The 17,407-nt window shown below is 73.2% G+C and carries 17 protein-coding genes; 9 read left to right on the forward strand and 8 right to left on the reverse strand.

Annotation, left to right across the window (positions count from 1 at the left end):
• Positions 1 to 44: 44 nt before the first annotated feature.
• Positions 45 to 1,568: an ATP-binding protein gene (locus AC0IWM_RS08820; RefSeq protein WP_471754377.1), complete on the forward strand. Its 1,524-nt coding sequence runs from the start codon at positions 45 to 47 to the stop codon at positions 1,566 to 1,568.
• Positions 1,565 to 2,224 (forward strand): response regulator, encoded by a 660-nt coding sequence (locus tag AC0IWM_RS08825; protein WP_056475998.1) that lies wholly within the window; start codon positions 1,565 to 1,567, stop codon positions 2,222 to 2,224. The genes AC0IWM_RS08820 and AC0IWM_RS08825 overlap by 4 nt, the downstream gene beginning before the upstream one ends.
• Positions 2,225 to 2,237: 13 nt before the next feature.
• Here AC0IWM_RS08825 and AC0IWM_RS08830 read toward each other — a convergent pair whose 3' ends face one another.
• Genes AC0IWM_RS08830 through tsaD form a run of 5 tightly spaced genes read right to left on the reverse strand, consistent with a single transcriptional unit; the run spans position 2,238 to position 6,082 of the window.
• Complete coding sequence (locus AC0IWM_RS08830) at positions 2,238 to 2,654, reverse strand: EVE domain-containing protein (protein WP_471754379.1); 417 nt, start codon at positions 2,652 to 2,654, stop codon at positions 2,238 to 2,240.
• Between the two features lie 48 nt (positions 2,655 to 2,702).
• Positions 2,703 to 3,167 (reverse strand): opioid growth factor receptor-related protein, encoded by a 465-nt coding sequence (locus tag AC0IWM_RS08835; RefSeq protein WP_471754381.1) that lies wholly within the window; start codon positions 3,165 to 3,167, stop codon positions 2,703 to 2,705.
• Positions 3,164 to 4,153 carry an NAD(P)H-dependent glycerol-3-phosphate dehydrogenase gene (locus tag AC0IWM_RS08840; RefSeq protein ID WP_471754383.1) on the reverse strand — a complete coding sequence of 330 codons (990 nt, stop codon included), beginning with the start codon at positions 4,151 to 4,153 and terminating at the stop codon, positions 3,164 to 3,166. Before AC0IWM_RS08840 ends, AC0IWM_RS08835 begins: the two co-directional genes overlap by 4 nt.
• Positions 4,150 to 5,046, reverse strand: a complete 897-nt coding sequence (locus AC0IWM_RS08845; RefSeq protein ID WP_471754385.1) for a GNAT family N-acetyltransferase — start codon at positions 5,044 to 5,046, stop codon at positions 4,150 to 4,152. Before AC0IWM_RS08845 ends, AC0IWM_RS08840 begins: the two co-directional genes overlap by 4 nt.
• Positions 5,039 to 6,082: a tRNA (adenosine(37)-N6)-threonylcarbamoyltransferase complex transferase subunit TsaD gene (tsaD, locus tag AC0IWM_RS08850; RefSeq protein WP_471754387.1), complete on the reverse strand. Its 1,044-nt coding sequence runs from the start codon at positions 6,080 to 6,082 to the stop codon at positions 5,039 to 5,041. Before tsaD ends, AC0IWM_RS08845 begins: the two co-directional genes overlap by 8 nt.
• A gap of 161 nt (positions 6,083 to 6,243) precedes the next feature.
• Here tsaD and AC0IWM_RS08855 point away from each other — a divergent pair, with 161 nt between their 5' ends.
• From AC0IWM_RS08855 to AC0IWM_RS08870, 4 genes are all read left to right on the forward strand, one after another.
• A complete protein-coding gene (locus AC0IWM_RS08855; RefSeq protein ID WP_471754389.1) occupies positions 6,244 to 6,969 on the forward strand; it encodes a uroporphyrinogen-III synthase in 726 nt (241 codons plus the stop codon).
• A 129-nt stretch (positions 6,970 to 7,098) separates the two neighbouring features.
• Positions 7,099 to 9,258 carry a COG4223 family protein gene (locus AC0IWM_RS08860; RefSeq protein WP_471754391.1) on the forward strand — a complete coding sequence of 720 codons (2,160 nt, stop codon included), beginning with the start codon at positions 7,099 to 7,101 and terminating at the stop codon, positions 9,256 to 9,258.
• Positions 9,259 to 9,393: 135 nt separating this feature from the next.
• The gene (locus AC0IWM_RS08865) at positions 9,394 to 11,070 is read left to right on the forward strand and encodes a heme biosynthesis HemY N-terminal domain-containing protein (RefSeq protein WP_471754393.1); all 1,677 of its coding nucleotides are present in this window, start codon (positions 9,394 to 9,396) and stop codon (positions 11,068 to 11,070) included.
• Positions 11,071 to 11,223: 153 nt separating this feature from the next.
• Positions 11,224 to 12,348, forward strand: coding sequence for a DUF2336 domain-containing protein (locus tag AC0IWM_RS08870; RefSeq protein ID WP_471754395.1), 1,125 nt, complete (start codon positions 11,224 to 11,226; stop codon positions 12,346 to 12,348).
• Positions 12,349 to 12,381: 33 nt separating this feature from the next.
• Here the strand turns inward: AC0IWM_RS08870 and AC0IWM_RS08875 are convergent, their stop codons facing one another.
• From AC0IWM_RS08875 to AC0IWM_RS08885, 3 genes are all read right to left on the reverse strand, one after another.
• Entirely contained in the window at positions 12,382 to 12,723 is a 342-nt protein-coding gene (locus AC0IWM_RS08875) for a DUF1491 family protein (protein ID WP_056476025.1), read from the reverse strand.
• A 31-nt stretch (positions 12,724 to 12,754) separates the two neighbouring features.
• Positions 12,755 to 13,459 carry a peptidoglycan-binding domain-containing protein gene (locus AC0IWM_RS08880; RefSeq protein ID WP_471754397.1) on the reverse strand — a complete coding sequence of 235 codons (705 nt, stop codon included), beginning with the start codon at positions 13,457 to 13,459 and terminating at the stop codon, positions 12,755 to 12,757.
• Between the two features lie 89 nt (positions 13,460 to 13,548).
• Positions 13,549 to 15,489 (reverse strand): sensor histidine kinase, encoded by a 1,941-nt coding sequence (locus tag AC0IWM_RS08885; RefSeq protein WP_471754399.1) that lies wholly within the window; start codon positions 15,487 to 15,489, stop codon positions 13,549 to 13,551.
• 321 nt (positions 15,490 to 15,810) lie between these two features.
• Between AC0IWM_RS08885 and AC0IWM_RS08890 the strand changes: the two genes are divergently transcribed.
• From AC0IWM_RS08890 to AC0IWM_RS08900, 3 genes are read left to right on the forward strand one after another with little or no spacing between them, the layout of a single operon-like run.
• A complete protein-coding gene (locus tag AC0IWM_RS08890; protein WP_471754401.1) occupies positions 15,811 to 16,134 on the forward strand; it encodes a hypothetical protein in 324 nt (107 codons plus the stop codon).
• Between the two features lie 40 nt (positions 16,135 to 16,174).
• On the forward strand, positions 16,175 to 17,221 hold the full coding sequence (cydB, locus tag AC0IWM_RS08895; protein WP_471754403.1) for a cytochrome d ubiquinol oxidase subunit II: 1,047 nt from the start codon (positions 16,175 to 16,177) through the stop codon (positions 17,219 to 17,221).
• Positions 17,218 to 17,340 carry a hypothetical protein gene (locus AC0IWM_RS08900; protein WP_471754405.1) on the forward strand — a complete coding sequence of 41 codons (123 nt, stop codon included), beginning with the start codon at positions 17,218 to 17,220 and terminating at the stop codon, positions 17,338 to 17,340. Before cydB ends, AC0IWM_RS08900 begins: the two co-directional genes overlap by 4 nt.
• Positions 17,341 to 17,407 lie beyond the last annotated feature (67 nt).

Genomic DNA, 17,407 nt, shown 5'->3' on the forward strand with positions numbered 1-17,407 from the left:
ATCCGGCCCCGGGTCCGCTACACACGGGGCGACGACCGTTCACGATGTCCTCGACGGGCCTCTCCCCAATCGCCATGACTCACGACGCCGCCTCCGCTTCCCGCCTCCGGTCGGACCTGCCTGCCCGGACGGGAGTCCACCCGGCGCCGTCCGGGCGGGTCGGCCGCTGGCCGCACTGGGCCTCGTGGTCGACGCGCACCCGGATGATCGTCCTGGTCCTCGCCATCGACCTCCTGGCCGCCCTGGTCTCCTGCGCCGTCATCGTGCTGAACGCCCGCTCCGCCGTCGAGGTCGAGATGCAGGCGGCGATGACGAATGTCGAGCTTCTGGTCTCCGACACCATCGACCTCGCCCAGGCCGGCCCGCCCGCCGGCATTCTCCAGACCCTGAACCTGCGCATCCACGACCTGCGCCACGTCCGCGTCACCGTGCTCGATTCCGACGGCAAGGTCGTCACCGGAGGCCTCGGCCGGGTCCGGCGCGACCAGCACGCGGCGCCGGCCTGGTTCGCGGCGCTGATCGCCCCGCCGATCCGGGAGCACGACCTGCCCATCGTGGCCCAGGGCCTGCGCATCGGCACCGCCCGCATCACCACCCAGCCCAACGACGAGATCGACGAGGTCTGGGGCTATGCCCTGTCGCTGTCCCTCGCGAGCCTCTGCCTCAGCCTCGGCCTCCTCGCCGCGCTGACAGTGGCCTTCGGCCGGGTGCTGGCGCCCCTGACGCAACTCTCCGACGGCCTGATCCAGCTAGAGCAGCAGGACTACACCGTGCGCCTCGAACCGCCGGCCTCGCGGGAGCTCGCCGCCATCGCCACCCGCTTCAACCGCGTGGCGGAGGCCCTGTCGGACACCCGCGCGGCCAACGGGCGCCTGAATCGCCAGCTGCTCTCGGCCCAGGACGACGAGCGCCGGCGCACGGCCCTGGAGCTTCACGACGAGTTCGGTCCCTGCCTCTTCGCCCTGGAGGCGACCGCCGCCTCGGTCGTCCGCATGGCCGAGGCCGACGCGCCCCCCGACCGGGCCCGCCTGAAGCAGCGCGCGCAGGACATCGCCAGCATCGTCGGGCAGGTCCAGACCCAGAACCGCGACCTCCTCAACCGCCTGCGCCCGCACGCCCTCGGGCAGGTGCCGCTTCCGGAATGCCTCGACCTGCTGCTGCGGGACTTCCGCCGGCGCCACGCCGGCACGCGCTTCGCCGGCAGCTTCGACGGGCTCGCCCGCGGCTACGGCGACGTCACCGATCTCACGGTCTTCCGCTGCATTCAGGAGAGCATGACCAACGCGGTGCGCCATGGCCGCGCCTCGAACGTCACCGTACAGGCCCTCGACGCGGCGCCGCCGGGCGGTCCGGGCGGCCGGGCGCTCCACCTCACCATCCGCGACGACGGCAGCGGCATCGCGCCCGAGCACGGCCTCGGGCTCGGCCTGTCGGGGATGCGCGAGCGCGTGGAGGCCCTCGGCGGCACGTTCCGGCTTGACAATGCACAGCCCGGCGCGGTTGTCCGGATCATGATTCCGCTCGATGATGAGCGCGACGCAGACACGAGTCCGATTCCCAGCGCATGACCGCGATCGCCACCGCCACCGAGGCCCAGACCCTCGTCATCGACGATCATCCGATCGTGCTCCAGGGGTGCCGGCGGGTGCTCGAGGATGCGGGGATCGAGCGGATCCTCGAGGCCACCAGCGTGGTCGCGGGCTATCGCCGCTTCCTGCGCCGGCGGCCCGCCACGGTGATCTGCGACCTCACCTTCCAGGGCAGCGGGCTGGCCGGCCTCGAGCTGATCCGGCGGATGCGCAGGGCCAGCCCGGCGGTCCGCATCCTCGTCTTCAGCATGCACAACGATCCGGTCATCGTCTCGCGGGCGCTGGAGGCCGGCGCCCTCGGTTACGTGCTCAAGGATCACGCCTCGGGCGAGCTGTTCGAGGCCTTCGATCGGGTCCGGTCCGGCCGGCCCTACCTCGATCCGCGGCTGGCCACCGAGGTCGCGATGCTGCGCAGCGATCCGAGGCGCACGCCAGAGACCCAGCTGACGCCGCGCGAGTTGCAGATCCTGCAGCGCCTGGCGCAGGGCAAGTCCTACGGCGCCATCGCGAGCGACCTCTCGGTCAGCTACAAGACCATCACCAATGCCTGCTCGATGATGCGCCAGAAGCTCGGCCTGCGCACCCTGGCGGAGCTGATCCACGTCGCGGTGACGCAGGCGCAGCGCCAGGGCTGAGCCCCGCCGGGAGTCAGCCGAGTCCGCCCATCTCGCGCACCACCGCCCACTCCGCCTCGGTGACCGGCTGGACCGAGAGGCGCGAATTGTTGGCGAGCACCATGGCGGCGAGCCGCGGCTCGGCCTTGACGGCTTCCAGGGTGACGGGGCGCGGCAGCGGCTCCACGGCGCGCAGGTCGACCATGCCGAAGCGGCCGGTCTCGTCGGAATCATCCGGGTAGTAGGGCCGGATCACCGCGACGATCCCCACCACCGCCTTGCCCTCGTTGGAGTGGTAGAAGAACCCGCGCTCGCCCACCTCCATGGCCATGAGGTGCTTCTTGGCGACGTGGTTGCGCACGCCGTTCCAGTGGGTGCCGGCGGCGCCCGCGGCGACCTGCTGCTCCCAGGACCAGGTCGAGGGCTCGGACTTGTAGAGCCAGTAGGCCATGCGCTTCTCCAGAGACGCCGGCTCCATAGCACCGGCCAAGCGTGGCCGTCAGGCCCCTCGGAGCGCGGAGTCCCAGTAGCGGAGGCTCGTGGCGTTGACCGGCGCGCCGGCCTTTCCGTTGCGGGCGGTCACGAAGGCGTGGAACTCGGCCGCCGCTTCGGAGCCGAGGAGATCCGAGACCGCCGAGAGGATGCGGGTGATGCGCAGGTGATTGTGGTCGTGCGAGCGCAGCCAGCCCTCGGTCTCGGCATAGAACCGGGTCATCCGGCCGAGGGCGGAGCGCAGGCCCGAAAGAGCGGCCGGATCGTTGCGGATCGCCTCGGCCTCGGCCCGGCTCAGCACCGGCGCGCCCGGCACCGCGAGGCTGGCCTCGTGCAGGGGAAAGCACCACTGGATGTAGTCGTGGACGCCCTCGATATGGGCATCGTCGAAGGCGAGGACGTCCGCGAGGCGCCGGCCGGCCCCGTCGCGGCCGCTGCCGGCCAGGAAGTCGCGGACGGGATGCTGGCTCACTCGGCTTCTCCTCGCAGCGGCCGCGCCAGCAGGGCGGCGATGACGCCGTCGACGCTGGCCCCGCCCGAGACGATGGCGGCGACCGCCTCGGCCACCGGCATCTCGATGCCCCGCTTGCGCGCGAGGTCGACGAGGGCCGCGGCCGTGAAGGCGCCTTCCGCGAGCTTGCCGCCGGCGGCCGCCTCCGGCGAGGCCCCGGCGCCGAGGCGCTCGCCGAAGGCGAAGTTGCGCGATTGCGGCGAGGAGGCGGTGAGCACGAGGTCGCCGAGGCCGGAGAGGCCCATCAGGGTCTCGGGCCGGCCGCCATAGGCGCGGGCGAAGCGCATGAGCTCGGCGAAGGCCCGGGCGATCAGGGCCGCCCGGGCGCTCTCGCCGAGGCCGCGCCCGGCGACGATGCCCGACGCGATGGCGAGGACGTTCTTGCCGGCGCCGCCGATCTCGACGCCGCGCACGTCGTCGGTGTGGTAGACCCGGAGCGCCGGCCCCGAGAGCGTGCCGGCGAGGCGGGCGGCGAGAGCCGCGTCCGCCGCCGCGAGCGTGACCGCGGTGGGCAGGTTGCGGGCGACGTCCGCGGCGAAACTCGGGCCGGACAGGACCGCCACTTGGGCCGAAGCGCCCAGCTGCCCGGCCGCCACCTCGCTCATGAAGGCGTCGGTGCCGCGCTCGATCCCCTTGGCGCAGAGCACGATGGCGGCCTCCGGCGCGAAGGCGGGCGCCAGGTCGGCCAGCACCCCGCGCAGGGTCTGGGCCGGCGTCACCATCAGGACGGTCCCGGCCGTGGCCAGCGCCGACGCTCCGGCCGTGACCGCGATGCGCGCATGGAGGGGCACGCCCGGCAGGTAGCGGGCGTTCTCGCGGGTGTCCTCCAGCCGTGCGGCCGCCTCCGGATCGCGCAGCCACAGGGTGACGTCGTGCCCCGCCGCAGCGGCCGCGTTGGCCAGGGCCGTGCCCCAGGCGCCGCCGCCGACGACTCCGATCCGTCTCATGCGCGCGTCTCCTGCATCTGGAATGGAGCCCGAGCTTCGAAGGCGCCTGCCTGCAGACGATACAGGAGATGTGGGCGCAGAGGATGCCCCGACGGCAGGGCCGGATGGGGAAAGCCCCCTGCCGGACGCATGCCCAAGCGCTCCATCACCCGGCGCGAGGGCGTGTTCGCCTCGGCGGTGAAGGCGACGATCTCGTGGAGGCCGCAGCGCCCGAACAGGTCGGAGAGGGCGAGGCGGGCGCCCCGCGTGGCGATGCCGAGCCCCCAGGCGCTCCGCGCGAGGCGCCAGCCGATCTCGACGATCAGACCGGGGCGGTCGCCGCCGGGAAAGGGCATCGGGCGCAGGAGGCGCGCGCCGCCGATCATCCCGACGAACCCCCGTCCCTCCATTTCGACGGCCCAGGGACCGAAGCCGTCCACCGCGAAGCGCCGCGTGCAGGTCCGTGCCTCGGTCCGGCTGGCGGCCGCGTCCTTCGGAGCGGGGAAGTGGCGCATGACCTCGGGATCGGCATTGAGGGCCGCGAAGGGCGCCTCGTCCTCCGCCCGCCAGGCGCGCAGCACGACGTCACCGTCGCGAAGGCTTTCCGGCGAGGTCGCGGCCTCCACGTTCCGCAGCTTGCCGCGCAGGGCCAGGGAGCGCCGGTTCAGCGCGAAGAGGTCGGCGCGGCCGGTCAGGACGGCCTCGCCGAGTTCGGTGGCCGCCGCGAGCTGGTCGAGGGGCAGGTTCGCCCAGGCGGGGACCGGCACGCTCTCGCGCCAGGGTCCGCCGCAGGTGTTGTCGAGGAGGATGCGCGCGAAGCAATGGTCGCGCTGCACGGGCCAGTCCGGGCGGGCGGCCTCGGGCAGGCGGCGCTCCACCAGGGCGCGCCAGCGCAGCCGCGCGGCCTCAGGCAACCGCCTTCGGCTCCGCGAAGGGCCAGCGGGCGCGGGCCGGCGCGGTGAGGTCGTCGACGAGGCCGAGGCGCAGGCGCTCGATCCCGGCCCAGGCGATCATCGCACCGTTGTCGCCGCACAGGGACAGGGGCGGTGCCACGAAGGCGAGGCCCGCCTCGCCGGCCTGGGTGGTCAGCGCCCGCCGGATCGCGCCGTTGGCCGCGACCCCGCCCGCCGCCACCAGGGCGGTGGGATGGCCGGCGACGGCCGCGAAGTCGCGCATCGCCACCCGCAGGCGGTCGACCACCACGTCGACCACCGCCGCCTGGAAGCTGGCGCAGAGATCGGCGACGTCGACGGAGGAGAGCGGCGCCAGCTTCTCGGCCTCGATCCGCAGGGCGGTCTTCAGGCCGGACAGGGAGAAGTTGGCCTCGCGCCGGCCGAGCATCGGCCGCGGCAGGGCGAAGCGCTCCGGATCGCCGGTCTCGGCCATGCGCTCGACCTCGGGGCCGCCCGGGTAGCCGAGGCCGAGGAGCTTGGCGACCTTGTCGAAGGCCTCGCCGATGGCGTCGTCGATGGTGGTGCCGAGGCGGACGTAGTCGCCCACCCCCTTCACCGCCACGAGCTGGGTATGCCCGCCGGAGGCGAGGAGGAGGAGGTAGGGGAAGCCGATGCCGTCGGTGAGCCGCGCCGTCAGCGCGTGCGCCTCCAGGTGGTTGACCGCGATCAGGGGCTTGCGCGCGACCAGCGCCAGGGTCTTGGCGGTGACGAGGCCGATGAGAACGCCGCCGATCAGGCCCGGCCCCGCCGCCACCGCGATTCCGTCGACCTGGGCCAGGGTCAGTCCGGCGCCGCTCAGCGCCCGATCGATCAGCCGGTCGAGCACCTCGACATGGGCGCGGGCCGCGATCTCGGGGACGACGCCGCCATAGGCCGCGTGCTCGGCGATCTGGCTCAGCACCTCGTTGGAGAGGATTCGCCCGCGCCCGTTCTCGCCGGGCGCGACCACGGAGGCGGCGGTCTCGTCGCAGGTCGTTTCGATGCCGAGGACGTTCATGGACGGCGGATCATCTCGAAGGGGGCCTCCGCGGAGGCGTGCGGGGTGGCCCGTGGGATGCGCGGCACCCTATCGTCCGCCTCCCCCGGCGGCAACGACGGGTTGCCACCGGCGGCGGGACGGGCATGGATAGGGGTCGGGGTCGGGGAGTGCGGGACGGAATGCGGATCTGGGTCGCACGGCCGGAACCGGGAGCGACGCGCACGGGCGCGCGCCTGGCCACCCTCGGGCACCGCCCCCTCGTCGCACCCGTCCTGACCGTGCGGCCCACCGGCGCGCGCCTGCCGGGGGATGCCTTCGCGGGGCTGATCGTCACCAGCGCCAACGCGGTGACGGCCCTGGAACCGGAAGACCGCGCGCGCTTGCGCAATGTTCCGACCTTCGCGGTCGGGAGCCGCACGGCCGCCCTGGCGCGGGCGGCCGGCTTCGCGGATGTCCGCGAAGCGGCGGGCGAGGCGACGTCCCTGGCGCGGCTGGTCGCGACCTCGCTGCCCCGGGGCGCCCGCCTCCTCCACGCCGCCGGGGCCGAGCGCAAGGCGGAGCCGGCCGCCTCCCTGGTCGCGGCCGGATTCCGGCTCACGGTGGAGGACGTCTACGCCGCACGGGCTGCGGCGCGCCTGCCCGGCGCCGTGGCCGAAGGTCTCGGGGATGGCGGCCTCGACGCGGTGCTGCACTACTCGCGGCGCAGCGCTCAGGTCGCACACGATCTCGCCAGCGCGGAAGGGCTCGGCGGAGCCTTCGCGGCACTGATGCATTACTGCTTGTCGGCCGATGTCGCCGTGCCCCTGGTCGCCGCCGGGGTCGCGGTCCATTTCGTGGCCGAACGCCCCGGGGAGGACGCGCTCCTCGCGGGATTGCCGGCCCCCGGGCCAACAGGATTGCGATAAGGGCCTCGCTCCGGCGGCGGCCCTGGTGCTAGGACGAGCGCAAGAAGCTGCGCCGCCAGCCTCGACCCACCGGGCGCCGGATGCGCCGAACGGGCCGGGCTGCGGGAGACGGGAAGGGAGCCTTGAACCGTGAAACCACCCAACAGCGACGCCAACCGCCCGGGCTCTCCCACGGGTGGCCGGCCGCCCGAGCCCGGCAAGCCCGCCCCGCAGGGCGGCTCCGTTCCGCCGAAGGTCGAGGCATCGGCCAAGCCGGGTCAGCCCGGCGGCACGCCGGGCACCGCTGAGCCGGTCAAGGAAGGCACGAGGACGGACGCCGTGAAGACGGAAGCCGCAAAGGCCGCGATCCTCACGCCCGATGCCGCCAAAGCCGACACCATCAACTCCGACGCCGTGAAGCCGGATGCCTCCAAGCCGGACCTGACCAAGCCCGATCCGCTGGCCGTCGGGTCGGCGAAGACCGATGCGATCAAGGCCGACGCGCCGAAGCCGGATGGCCTCAAGCCCGATCCGCTGAAGACAGACGCACCGAAGGCCGAGCCGTACAAGGCGGATGCCGCGAAATCCGAGCCGCCCCGCTCCGGCGGTTTCAGTGGCACGCAGCCCGGCGCTCGTCCGGCTCAGTCCGTGACCGATGGTCCGATCATCGACCTCAAGGCCAAGCGCATGCCGGACCCGGTGCCACCGGCGAAGCCGGCCGGTGCTGCCGGTGCTGCCGGTGCTGCCGCGGGGATGTCGGGCAAGCCGGTGGACGGCAAGACGCCCGACGGCAAGATTCCGGACGGCAAGAGTCCGGACAGCAAGCCCTCCGATCCGAAGGGTGCCTCGGAGCCGCCCAAGGCCGGTGGTCCGACGACGCCGCGCATCACCCCGGCTGCCGCGACGGCCCCCGCCGCTTCGTCCGGGGCCGGCTTCGGCTCTCTCGTCACGGCCGGCCTCCTCGGCGGCGTGGTCGGCGCCGGGTTGCTGTTCGGCGTCGCCCGCAGCGGCCTGATGGCGCCGGGCGAGAATGCGCGCATCACGGCCCTCGACCAGCGGATCGCGGCGCTCGCCCCCAAGGATGCGCTGGCGGGCCTCGACAAGCGGGTCGCCGCCAACGAGGCAGCCCTCAAGGCCGTGCCCGAGGCGGTCTCGACCGCGCGTCAGGCCCTCGAGAAGGCGAATGCGGCCCAGGGCGGTGCTCCGGCCCCCGCCGAGGGCGCACCGGCCGCCGCGGCGGCGCCCGCCGTACCGGCGGATCTTGTCGCGCGCCTCGACGCCCTCGACCAGCGCGTCTCGGCCCTGCAGGAGGAGCCCGGGCGTGACCAGGGCGGCGATGCCCGCATGGCGGTGTCGCAGGCTCCCGCGCCGCAGCTCACCGAGTTCGATCGGCGCCTGAAGGCGATCGAGGGCAGGGTCGATTCCGCACCGAAGCCCGCCGCGCAGCCCGACCTCGCCCCGAAGATCGCCGCCCTCCAGGGTGACGTCGAGGCCAGGACCAAGGCGAATGCCGAGGCGGCCCAGGCGCTGAGCCAGAAGGTGGCCGCCCTCCAGCAATCGCTGGAGGCGCGCGTCCAGGCCGCCACCGAGGCGGTCCAGAGCGCGACGCAGGCGAGCGAGAAGGTCGCCGACGCGAGCAAGGTTCAGGCGGCCGAGGCGGCGAAGGCCGTGGAGCGCCAGCTCCAGGCCCAGGCCGACAAGATCGCCGGCCTCGACAAGGCCGTGTCGGAGCGCGCCGAGACCTCGACGCTGCAGGCGGCCCTGCGCGTCGTCTCGGCCGACCGGATCGTCACCGCCCTCAACACCGGGGCGCCCTACGCCGACGCCCTCTCGGCCCTTCGCGGGCTGGAGCCGGGCGACCCGGCACGCCTCAGCGCAGTCGCGGCCTTCGCCGACAAGGGCGCGCCGACGGCCCGGTCCCTCGCGGCCGAGTTCCGGCCCATCGCCGAGAAGATCGCGGCCAAGCGCCGGTCCGCCCAGAGCAAGGCCGTGGCCGAGACCGGCGACATCGGCACCAAGCTGATGAGCATGGCCGAGTCGATCGTCCAGGTCCGCCGCGTCGAGGCCCCGGCCGGTGGGGGCGGCGCCAGCGCACCGGCCCCCGATACGGCGCCGAAGGTGCAGGATGCCCTCGACCGCGGTGCGATCAAGGAGGCGGCCGAGGCTTTCGCGGCCTTGCCCGAGGCGGCACGGGCCGAGGCGGGCGAGTTCGGCACCAAGCTGGCCTCCCGCGCCGCCGCCGGCGACGCGGCCCAGGGCCTGCTCGCGGACGCGTTCAAGGGCCTGCCCGCCACCGGCGCCTCCCGTTGAGCGCGCGGCCGCGTACCCTAGCCTCGGACGGGATGCGCGGCGCCCCGGATTTCGCGCGGGAGCACCGAGTGCTTCCGCCCCCGACTCTCGGTGTCGCCGGACCGGCCGACGCCACTCCCAGGAGTTTCTGATCTCATGTGGCGCGCCCTCGCCTTCCTGGCCCTTCTCGCGGTCGCCGCCTACGGCGCGACCTGGGTCGCCGACCATCCCGGCACCGTCACCATCGTGTGGAACGGCTACGAGGTGGCCACCAGCCTCGCCATCGGGCTGATCGGCGTCCTGATCGCCGCCATCCTGGTCGGCTTCATCTGGGCCATCGTGCGGGGCTTCATCACCCTGCCGGAGACCCTGGTGCGCGGCTCGCGCGACCGGCGCCGGGCCAAGGGCTTCTCCGCCCTGTCCCGCGGCATGGTCGCGGTCGGGTCGGGCGATCCGCTCGCCGCCCGCCGCCACGCCAACGATGCCGAGCGCCTGCTCGGCGCCGAGCCGCTGACGCTGCTGCTCAAGGCCCAGGCCGCGCAGATCTCCGGTGACCGCGAGGCCGCCGAGCAGGCCTTCCAGCGCATGGTCAACGACCCCGAGACCCGCGTGCTCGGCCTGCGCGGCCTGTTCGTCGAGGCCCGCCGACGCGAGGACGATGCCTCCGCCCGCGCCTACGCCGCCGAGGCCGCCCGTCTGGCGCCCAGCGTCACCTGGGCCAACGAGGCCGTGCTCGAGGCGCAATGCGCCGACGGCGACTGGAGCGGCGCCAACGAGACCGTGGAGCGCCGCGCCTCCCTCGGCCTCATCGACAAGTCCTCGGCCCGGCGCCAGCGCGCCGTCCTGCTCACCGCCGCCGCGCAGGAGCGCGAGGCCGGCGAGCCGGAGGCCGCCACCGAGCGCGTCCTCAAGGCCGTCAAGCTCGCCCCCGACCTCGTTCCGGCGGCGGTGCTCGGCGCGCGCCTGATGGTGCGCCGGGGCGACCTGCGGAAGGGCGCCAAGATCATCGAGGCCGCCTGGCGCGCCGGGCCGCATCCCGATCTCGCCAAGACCTACCTCAACCTGCGCACCGGCGATTCCGTGCGCGACCGCATGACCCGGGCCGAGACCCTGGCCAAGATCTCGTCCTGGCATCCCGAGGCACGCCTCGCCATGGCGCAGGCGGCCTACGAGGCGCGCGAGTTCGGCCAGGCCCGCGAGGCCCTGGCACCGCTCCTCGCCGACCGTCCCACCGTGCGCGCCTGCCTGACCATGGCCCGCATCGAGGAGGCCGAGCACGGTTCCGGCTCGGGCCGCACCCGCGAGTGGCTGTCGCGGGCCGCCCACGCGCCGCGCGACCCGCTGTGGGTGGCCGACGGCATCGCCTCCGAGCACTGGGCGCCGGTTTCACCGGTGAGCGGCCGCCTCGACGCCTTCGTCTGGAAGACCCCGACCGAGCTCATCGCCGGTCCCGAGGAGGCGCATGCCGAGGACGAGACGGCGCCCGAGGGCGTGCTCCCGGCCCCGATGCCGCAATCCGCGCCGGCCCCCGCCGCCGCGCCGAAGGGGAACGCGCCGACCGAGACCAAGGCCACCACGGTGCTGTTTCCCTCCGGCGGCAACGGCACAGGATCCAAGGACGCCGTGACCGAGGATCGGGCGACCAAGAATCTGGCGCACGCCGGCACGGCTCCGGTGGCCGCCGGCATGGCCGCGGCCGCGGCGAACCCCGCCCCGGCTCCGGTCTCGGGACCGGCCGCGGCGCCCGGCCCCATGGCCGCCAACGCCCCCACCCCGGTGGTCTTCCCCCCGCCGAAATCCGGCGAGGACGCCAAGCCGCGCCGCGCGGGCTGAAGGGAGATCGCCGTCCTGATCTGAAGTCGTCGGGCCGACGATCATGACCGGCATGGCGCAAGCAGGGACGGTCCGGTCGGACCGTCCTTAAAGGTCGGTTCACGCAATTCCGCTAATCCCTGCGATCAGCGAGTTCTGCGTAACCGAAGTGCCATGTCCCCATCATTCGACGATGCGCCGGACCTCTCCGGCCTGATCGAATTGTCGCGTCTCGACAATCTCGACCTGAAACCCGTCATCCTCCGGGTGCAGACGGATCTCTTCCTCTCGGCCACGGTCCGGGACCGCAAGACCGTGTCGGCCTTCGCCTCCCTGGCCGGCGGACTGATCCCGATCGTCGACGACGAGACCGCCGAGATCGTCGCCCGCAAGCTCGCGCCCTTTCCCGACACGCCGCCCGCCCTGCTGGCCGCCCTGGTGGAGCGTGGCGGCGGCGCCCGGGACGCCGTGATCGCGCAGGCGCCGATCCTCACCCCGTCGATGATCCAGGCCGCGCTGACGGAGGATTCCGAGCTCGGCCCCGCCATCGCCAGCCGGCACGATCTCAGCCGCTCCACCCTCGCGGACCTGATCGCGCGCGAGGACGCCACCATCGACCGGTCCCTCGCCGCCAATCCCGCCGTCAACCTCCAGGGCGAGATGCTGGCGCGCCTCGTCGCCCGCGCCCGAAGGACGCCCGATCTCGCCCGCACGCTCCTCGCCCGCCAAGACCTCGCCCATTCCGACGTGGCGCCGCTCTTCCTCCTGGCCGACGAGACCCGCCGCGAGGCCATCGGCCATGCGATGATGGCGACGGCGGCCCTGAGACCGAGCCCGCCCGCGCCGCGCGAGGCCGGGGCGGTTCTCACCGGGTTCTCGGCCCGGGGCGATGTCGCCGGCTTCGTGGCCGCGCTGACCGAGATGCTCGGCCTGCCCAAGGGATTCCTCGCCGCGACGCCCGATCCGTCCCTGCGCTACGAACTGCTCACCGTCGCCCTGCGCGCCGCCGGCCTGCACGAGGAGGAGGCGGTCTACATCTATCTGACCCTGAACGAGGCCGTCGCCCGCTCGGTCGACCGGGTCTTCGACCTGGTCAAGCTGTTCCGGACCCTGCCGCGGGCCGCCGCGCGCGACCTACTGGCGGCGATCCTCGACTGGACCCCGCAAGATCGCGCCGCCGCCACGGCCCACCAGCCTTATCACGCCCCCGACGCGCCGCGTCCGCGCGTCCAGGCTTCGGCGACCGAGCGCCCGCCCCTGCGGACGCCCCTGCCGAGCCGGCAGCGCCAGACCAGCTGAAGGCGGCGCCGGCCGGCATCCGGCCGGGACGGCCTATTCGGCGAGGTCGAGGCGGTGGCGCCCGGCGCGGTCGTCGATCTCGACGATCCAGAGATCGTCGTCGAAGCGCAGCTCCTTGCCGAGCCGGATCTCCACGTCGGCGGGCGAGGCCTCGCTGAGGAGGGCCACGAAGCGGCGGTCGCCGTCGCCTTCGGAATCGACCAGCGATTGCGGGGCCGGCCCGTAGAGATCGGCGCGGCCGTCGAGGCGATCCACCTTCACGAAGATCGCCCCCGCCTCGGGGGAGCCGCGCCGGCGCTGGACCGCGGCGATGCCCTCGATGTCGAGGCGGCGAAGATGGGCGGAGACCCAGAAATCCGAGCGCAGGCGTGCCATGCGCGGGTCTATAGCACGCCGCCCCGCCGGATCAGCCCCGCGTCACCCCCGCCCGGGTGGCCAGCTCGCGGAAGGTCCGCTGCGAGGGCTCGCCCTTCACCGGCAGCTTGCGGTCCCGCTCGAACTTCTCGATCGCCGCCCGGGTGCTCGCCCCCATCAGGCCGTCGGCCTTGAGCGGCCCGTAGCCGAGCTTGACCAGGGCGCGCTGCGCCTGGGCGATCGACAATCCGCCGAGGCTCGTGACCGAGGCCGTGGTCTCCGCGCCCGCCGACTCGCCGGACCTGATGAGCTCGCCGATGCCGTCGCGCGGCGCCTTGGCCGCGACCTCGGGTTTGGCAGGCTCGTCCCTCGCCTCGGACCTGGCCACTTCGGACTTGGTCGCCTCCGCCTTGGCCACCTCCCCCTTGGCGCCGGCGGAAGCCGACGCCTTCGGCCCTTCGGCCGCGCGGGAGACCGTCGCCTTCGGAGGAAGCTTCGGGAAGATCGGCGCGGGGTGGCGGCCCATCTGATAGCCCAGCGCGTTCAGGCAGATCATCGATACGGCGCCGAGGACGGCGGCGACCCCGAGCACCTCGCCCGGATGGCGCAGGACGGCACGGCCGGCGCCTCCGGCCAGCGCGCTCAGTCCCGCCAGGCGGCCGGGGGCCGCGCGGCGCCGGGCCACGGGCCGCGCCTCGCGGGTGCGGGTCGGAACCACGATCTCTCGCTGGTCGCGGCGTGCGTGCGGCTCGCGCATCGGATCTCCTCAGGGCTGGTCGCAACGGCGTTCGGGCCTCGCGCGATGCGAGGCCCGGGCCGCCCGGTGCTGGCAGGATTCCGGCGCGCTCATCCGGCGCGCCGCAGGGGAACGTAGCTCTCGCGCACCGGCTCGGGGCTCGATTCGAACAGGCCCATCGGCCGGCGCATCGGCACGGGACCGTCCTTGGCGGCGGCGACGAGGCTGCCGTCGGCGATCGGCGAGCGCAGGCGGGTGCGGATGGCCGCCGCCGGGATGGCACCGGTGGTGGCCCGGCACTCGCGCGGGAGGGTGACGGTGATCGTGGTGCCCTCGCCGCGGGTGCTCTCGATGAGGATGGCGCCGCCATGCAGGCCGACGAGGCCCTGCACCACGGAGAGACCGAGGCCGGTCCCCTCGTGGGTGCGCTCGTAGCCGCCGGCACATTGATAGAAGGGGCTTCCGACGCGGGGCAGGTCGGCCTCGCTGATGCCGATGCCCGTATCGGCGACGATGAGGTCGAGGTGCTTGCCCGAGCCGCGCAGGCCGACCTCCACCCGCCCGCCGCGCGGGGTGAACTTCAGCGCGTTCGACAGGAGGTTGATGAACATCTGCCGGCAGGCGCGCATGTCGGCGGTGATCTCCACCGGGGCGGCGCTGGCGTCGCGCACCAGGGTGATGCCGGCCTGGTCGAACTTGAGCTGCATGAGGTTGCAGCAGGTCTGGACCAGGGCCGAGAGGTCGAAGGGCTCCGGGGCGTAGTCGAAGTGGCCGCTCTGGATGCGCGACATGTCGAGGAGGGTGTTCACCACTTCCAGCAGGTGCTGGCCGGAATTGCGGATGATGCCGGCATATTCGCGGGTGCGCTCGGGGTCGGTGGCGATGCCGCCCTCCCCCGACAGCACCTCGGAGAACCCGATGATGGCGTTCAGCGGCGTGCGCAGCTCGTGGCTGACATTGGCGAGGAAGCGGCTCTTCACCTCGTCGGCGCGCTCGGCCTCGGCGCGGGCCTGCTCCAACTCCTCCGCGTGGCGGCGATGCTCGGTCACGTCGCGCGTCACCGCGACGACGCTCGACTGCAGGCGGCCGGGCACGGCCGTCTCCGCCGCCTGCTCGTCGATCCGGTGGATGCGCATCTCGGCGAAGATCACCCGCGACGCGCCTTCGGCGCGGGCGGCCGCGAAGTCGAGGTGCAGGCGGAACTGCACCCGCGCCGGACGGCCGTGGGCGGCGACGTCGCTCAGCGCCTGCAGCAGGAGGGGACGGTCACCGACATGGACCCGTTCGAGCAGGCCGTGGCCGTGCAGGGCCGTCGGCTCGGCGCCGAGGAAGCGGCTGGCCGAGGCGCTGGCGTCGAGGACGCGGCCGTTGTGGTCGTGCCACGTCACGAGGTCGTCGATCGCCGAGAGCAGCATGCGGTCGCGGCGCTCGTTGTCGCGCAGGCGGGCGAGCCAGCGGCCCTCGTGCCGGAAATGTTCGAGGGCCTGGGCCGCGATGTGCCCGATCGCCGTGATCGCGAAGACCGGCATGGCCAGGGCCCGCGACCATTCGGGCAGGGGCGTGCCCTCGGTGAGGGGCGGCAGCACGGCCACGGCCAGCGCGCCCAGGGCCGCGACGATGGCGGCCGCCAGGGTGGCGCGCCGCGAGCCCGAGACCACGGCCTCCAGGGGAATCGCCACCAGCCAGATCGCGGCGGCGGAATTGGCGCCTCCGGTCATCATCGCGAGGCAGACCACGACGCCGGTGAGGCCGGCCGAGGAGATGGCGTGGGCGAGCCAGAGGATGCCGGTGCGGGAGAGGAGGACGGCGGCGAAGACCGGCAGCATCAGGCTGGCGATCGCCAGGGCCTCGACGCCGGTCGGCACCCCGCGCAGCACGAGGTAGGGCGGCAGCCCCAGCATCATCATCAGGCCGGTGGCGAGGCGGGAGACGAGGAAGCGCTCGTGCCGGAAGCGCACGCCGCCATCCTCTTTCACCGACTCATGGACGAGCCCGGCGAGGCGGACATCGATGAGGGAAGCCAGGGCACCGTAGATACGCAATACCGACACGCACAGCGCGGACGATGACCCGACGGCCACCCCGACGCCCCTTGGCTCGACGAACACTCGACTGAGGCGAACGTCGCAGAGCCGACTTAAGCGAGTCTTGCGCTAGACAGTCCGATTGTCTCCGCATGCTTTCCGGGACGTAACCGTGACCGGTCGCCGAGACAGACCTTTTCGGGGCATGACACGAAAAAGCCTCGAAATGCATCGCGCTAAGCTTGTGTTCACCATTCCGGCGCTTTGCGGGCGGCGGGTCAGGCGGTCTTTACCGGTCGCCCGCGACGGTCGGCGCGCCTCCCGCAGGGGCGCGTCCGGGCCAGACCCATGTCATTCCTCATCCGTGCCGGCCTGGTGATCGGCGCCCTGTCCTGGCTGGCACTCCAGCGCCAGGGCGAGACTCTGCCCTCGGGTCCGGCCGCCGCCGGCGCGGCCGCGGCGGCCTGGGACGCTCTGCCGGCCGAAATGCGCGACGCGGCTCTGCGCGAGGGCGCCGCCGAGATCGGGCGGCGGGCCGGCCAGACGCTCGCCGCGTCCGCGATTTCCCGTGACACCTTGTCGGAGAGTGACAGGAAAGTTCCCTGGCGGGGCGCGCAAACCTCCGCTGATCGCGCTAGGCATGCGGAGCGCGGGGACCGCACGGCCCCGTGATGCGGTAGGCGATTCGCAACGCGGACGAGGGACGTAGCGGATGTTCGGCTTCGGAATGGAATACGAGGGCGCGGCCTTCTGGCTGCCACTCGTCTGGGCCGCTCTGCTCGCGGTCGCGGTGGCGATGTACGTCGTCATCGACGGGTTCGACCTCGGGGTCGGAATCCTGTTCACGGCGGCGCGGAAGGGCAACTGGCGCGACCGCATGATGCTCTCGGTCGCCCCGATCTGGGACGGCAACGAGACCTGGCTGGTCCTCGGCGGCGGCGGGCTGTTCGCGGTGTTCACCGTCGCCTACGCCATCCTGCTGCCGGCCCTCTACATCCCGATCATCCTGATGCTGATCGCCCTGATCTTCCGCGGCGTCGCCTTCGAGTTCCGATTCAAGGCCGACCGCTCGCAGTTCATCTGGGACTACGCCTTCCATTACGGCTCCCTGGTGGCGACCTTCGCGCAGGGCATGGTGCTCGGGGCCTTCGTCCAGGGCTTCAAGGTCGAGGGTCGCGGCTTCTCCGGCGGCACCATGGACTGGCTCACCCCCTTCAGCGTGCTGACCGGAATCGGCCTCGTCTGCGGCTACGGCCTCCTCGGCGCGACCTGGTGCGTGATGAAGACCTCGGGCGAGCTCGAGATCTGGGCCCGGCGCAAGAGCCTGCAGTTCCTGGCCGCCACCATCGTGTCGATGGCGGTGGTGAGCGCCTGGGTGCCGTTCCTCGGCCTCGACATCCAGTGGCGCTGGATCTCCTGGCCGAACATCCTCTACGTGGCGCCCGTGCCGGTGGTGACGGCCCTCGTCGCCTGGGGCATCTACCAGGGCATCCGCGACGGTCGCCACGTGGCGCCGTTCCTCCTCACCATCGCGCTGTTCCTGCTGGGCTTCCTCGGCCTCGCCATCAGCCTGTTCCCCTACATCGTGCCGCCGCACTACACGATCTGGCAGGCGGCCAACGCGGTCAGCGCCCTGCAATTCGCCCTCGTCGGCTACGCCGTGGTGATGCCCCTGACCCTCGCCTATACCGGCTACGCCTACTGGGTCTTCCGGGGTAAGGTGGCGGAGGACATCGAATCCGGGGGCTACGGGCATTGAGCGGGCGCTCGTCCGCCGCCAAGGGCCGCCGGCTGCTCTGGTTCGTCGCGTTCTATGCCGCCAGCCTCGTGACCTTCACGGCGCTGGTCTACTTCCTGCGCGCCGTCGTGAAGGGGTGACCGGCTCCCCGGTTCCCCGTGAGGTCGCCGCCCGGACGCGCCATCCCGGGAGGCGCGGAATGGGGTG

The organism is Methylobacterium sp. AC433, assembly GCF_979253015.1.

What these genes read in the sequence shown, in the direction of transcription:
- tsaD (WP_471754387.1), bottom strand. Translation starts at nt 6,082, where the DNA reads ATGAACGTCCTCGGCATCGAAACGACCTGCGACGAGACCGCCGCCTCC.
- cydB (WP_471754403.1), top strand. Translation starts at nt 16,175, where the DNA reads ATGTTCGGCTTCGGAATGGAATACGAGGGCGCGGCCTTCTGGCTGCCA.
- AC0IWM_RS08825 (WP_056475998.1), top strand. Translation starts at nt 1,565, where the DNA reads ATGACCGCGATCGCCACCGCCACCGAGGCCCAGACCCTCGTCATCGAC.
- AC0IWM_RS08820 (WP_471754377.1), top strand. Translation starts at nt 45, where the DNA reads ATGTCCTCGACGGGCCTCTCCCCAATCGCCATGACTCACGACGCCGCC.
- AC0IWM_RS08890 (WP_471754401.1), top strand. Translation starts at nt 15,811, where the DNA reads ATGTCATTCCTCATCCGTGCCGGCCTGGTGATCGGCGCCCTGTCCTGG.
- AC0IWM_RS08830 (WP_471754379.1), bottom strand. Translation starts at nt 2,654, where the DNA reads ATGGCCTACTGGCTCTACAAGTCCGAGCCCTCGACCTGGTCCTGGGAG.
- AC0IWM_RS08865 (WP_471754393.1), top strand. Translation starts at nt 9,394, where the DNA reads ATGTGGCGCGCCCTCGCCTTCCTGGCCCTTCTCGCGGTCGCCGCCTAC.
- AC0IWM_RS08840 (WP_471754383.1), bottom strand. Translation starts at nt 4,153, where the DNA reads ATGAGACGGATCGGAGTCGTCGGCGGCGGCGCCTGGGGCACGGCCCTG.
- AC0IWM_RS08870 (WP_471754395.1), top strand. Translation starts at nt 11,224, where the DNA reads ATGTCCCCATCATTCGACGATGCGCCGGACCTCTCCGGCCTGATCGAA.
- AC0IWM_RS08880 (WP_471754397.1), bottom strand. Translation starts at nt 13,459, where the DNA reads ATGCGCGAGCCGCACGCACGCCGCGACCAGCGAGAGATCGTGGTTCCG.
- AC0IWM_RS08875 (WP_056476025.1), bottom strand. Translation starts at nt 12,723, where the DNA reads ATGGCACGCCTGCGCTCGGATTTCTGGGTCTCCGCCCATCTTCGCCGC.
- AC0IWM_RS08855 (WP_471754389.1), top strand. Translation starts at nt 6,244, where the DNA reads ATGCGGATCTGGGTCGCACGGCCGGAACCGGGAGCGACGCGCACGGGC.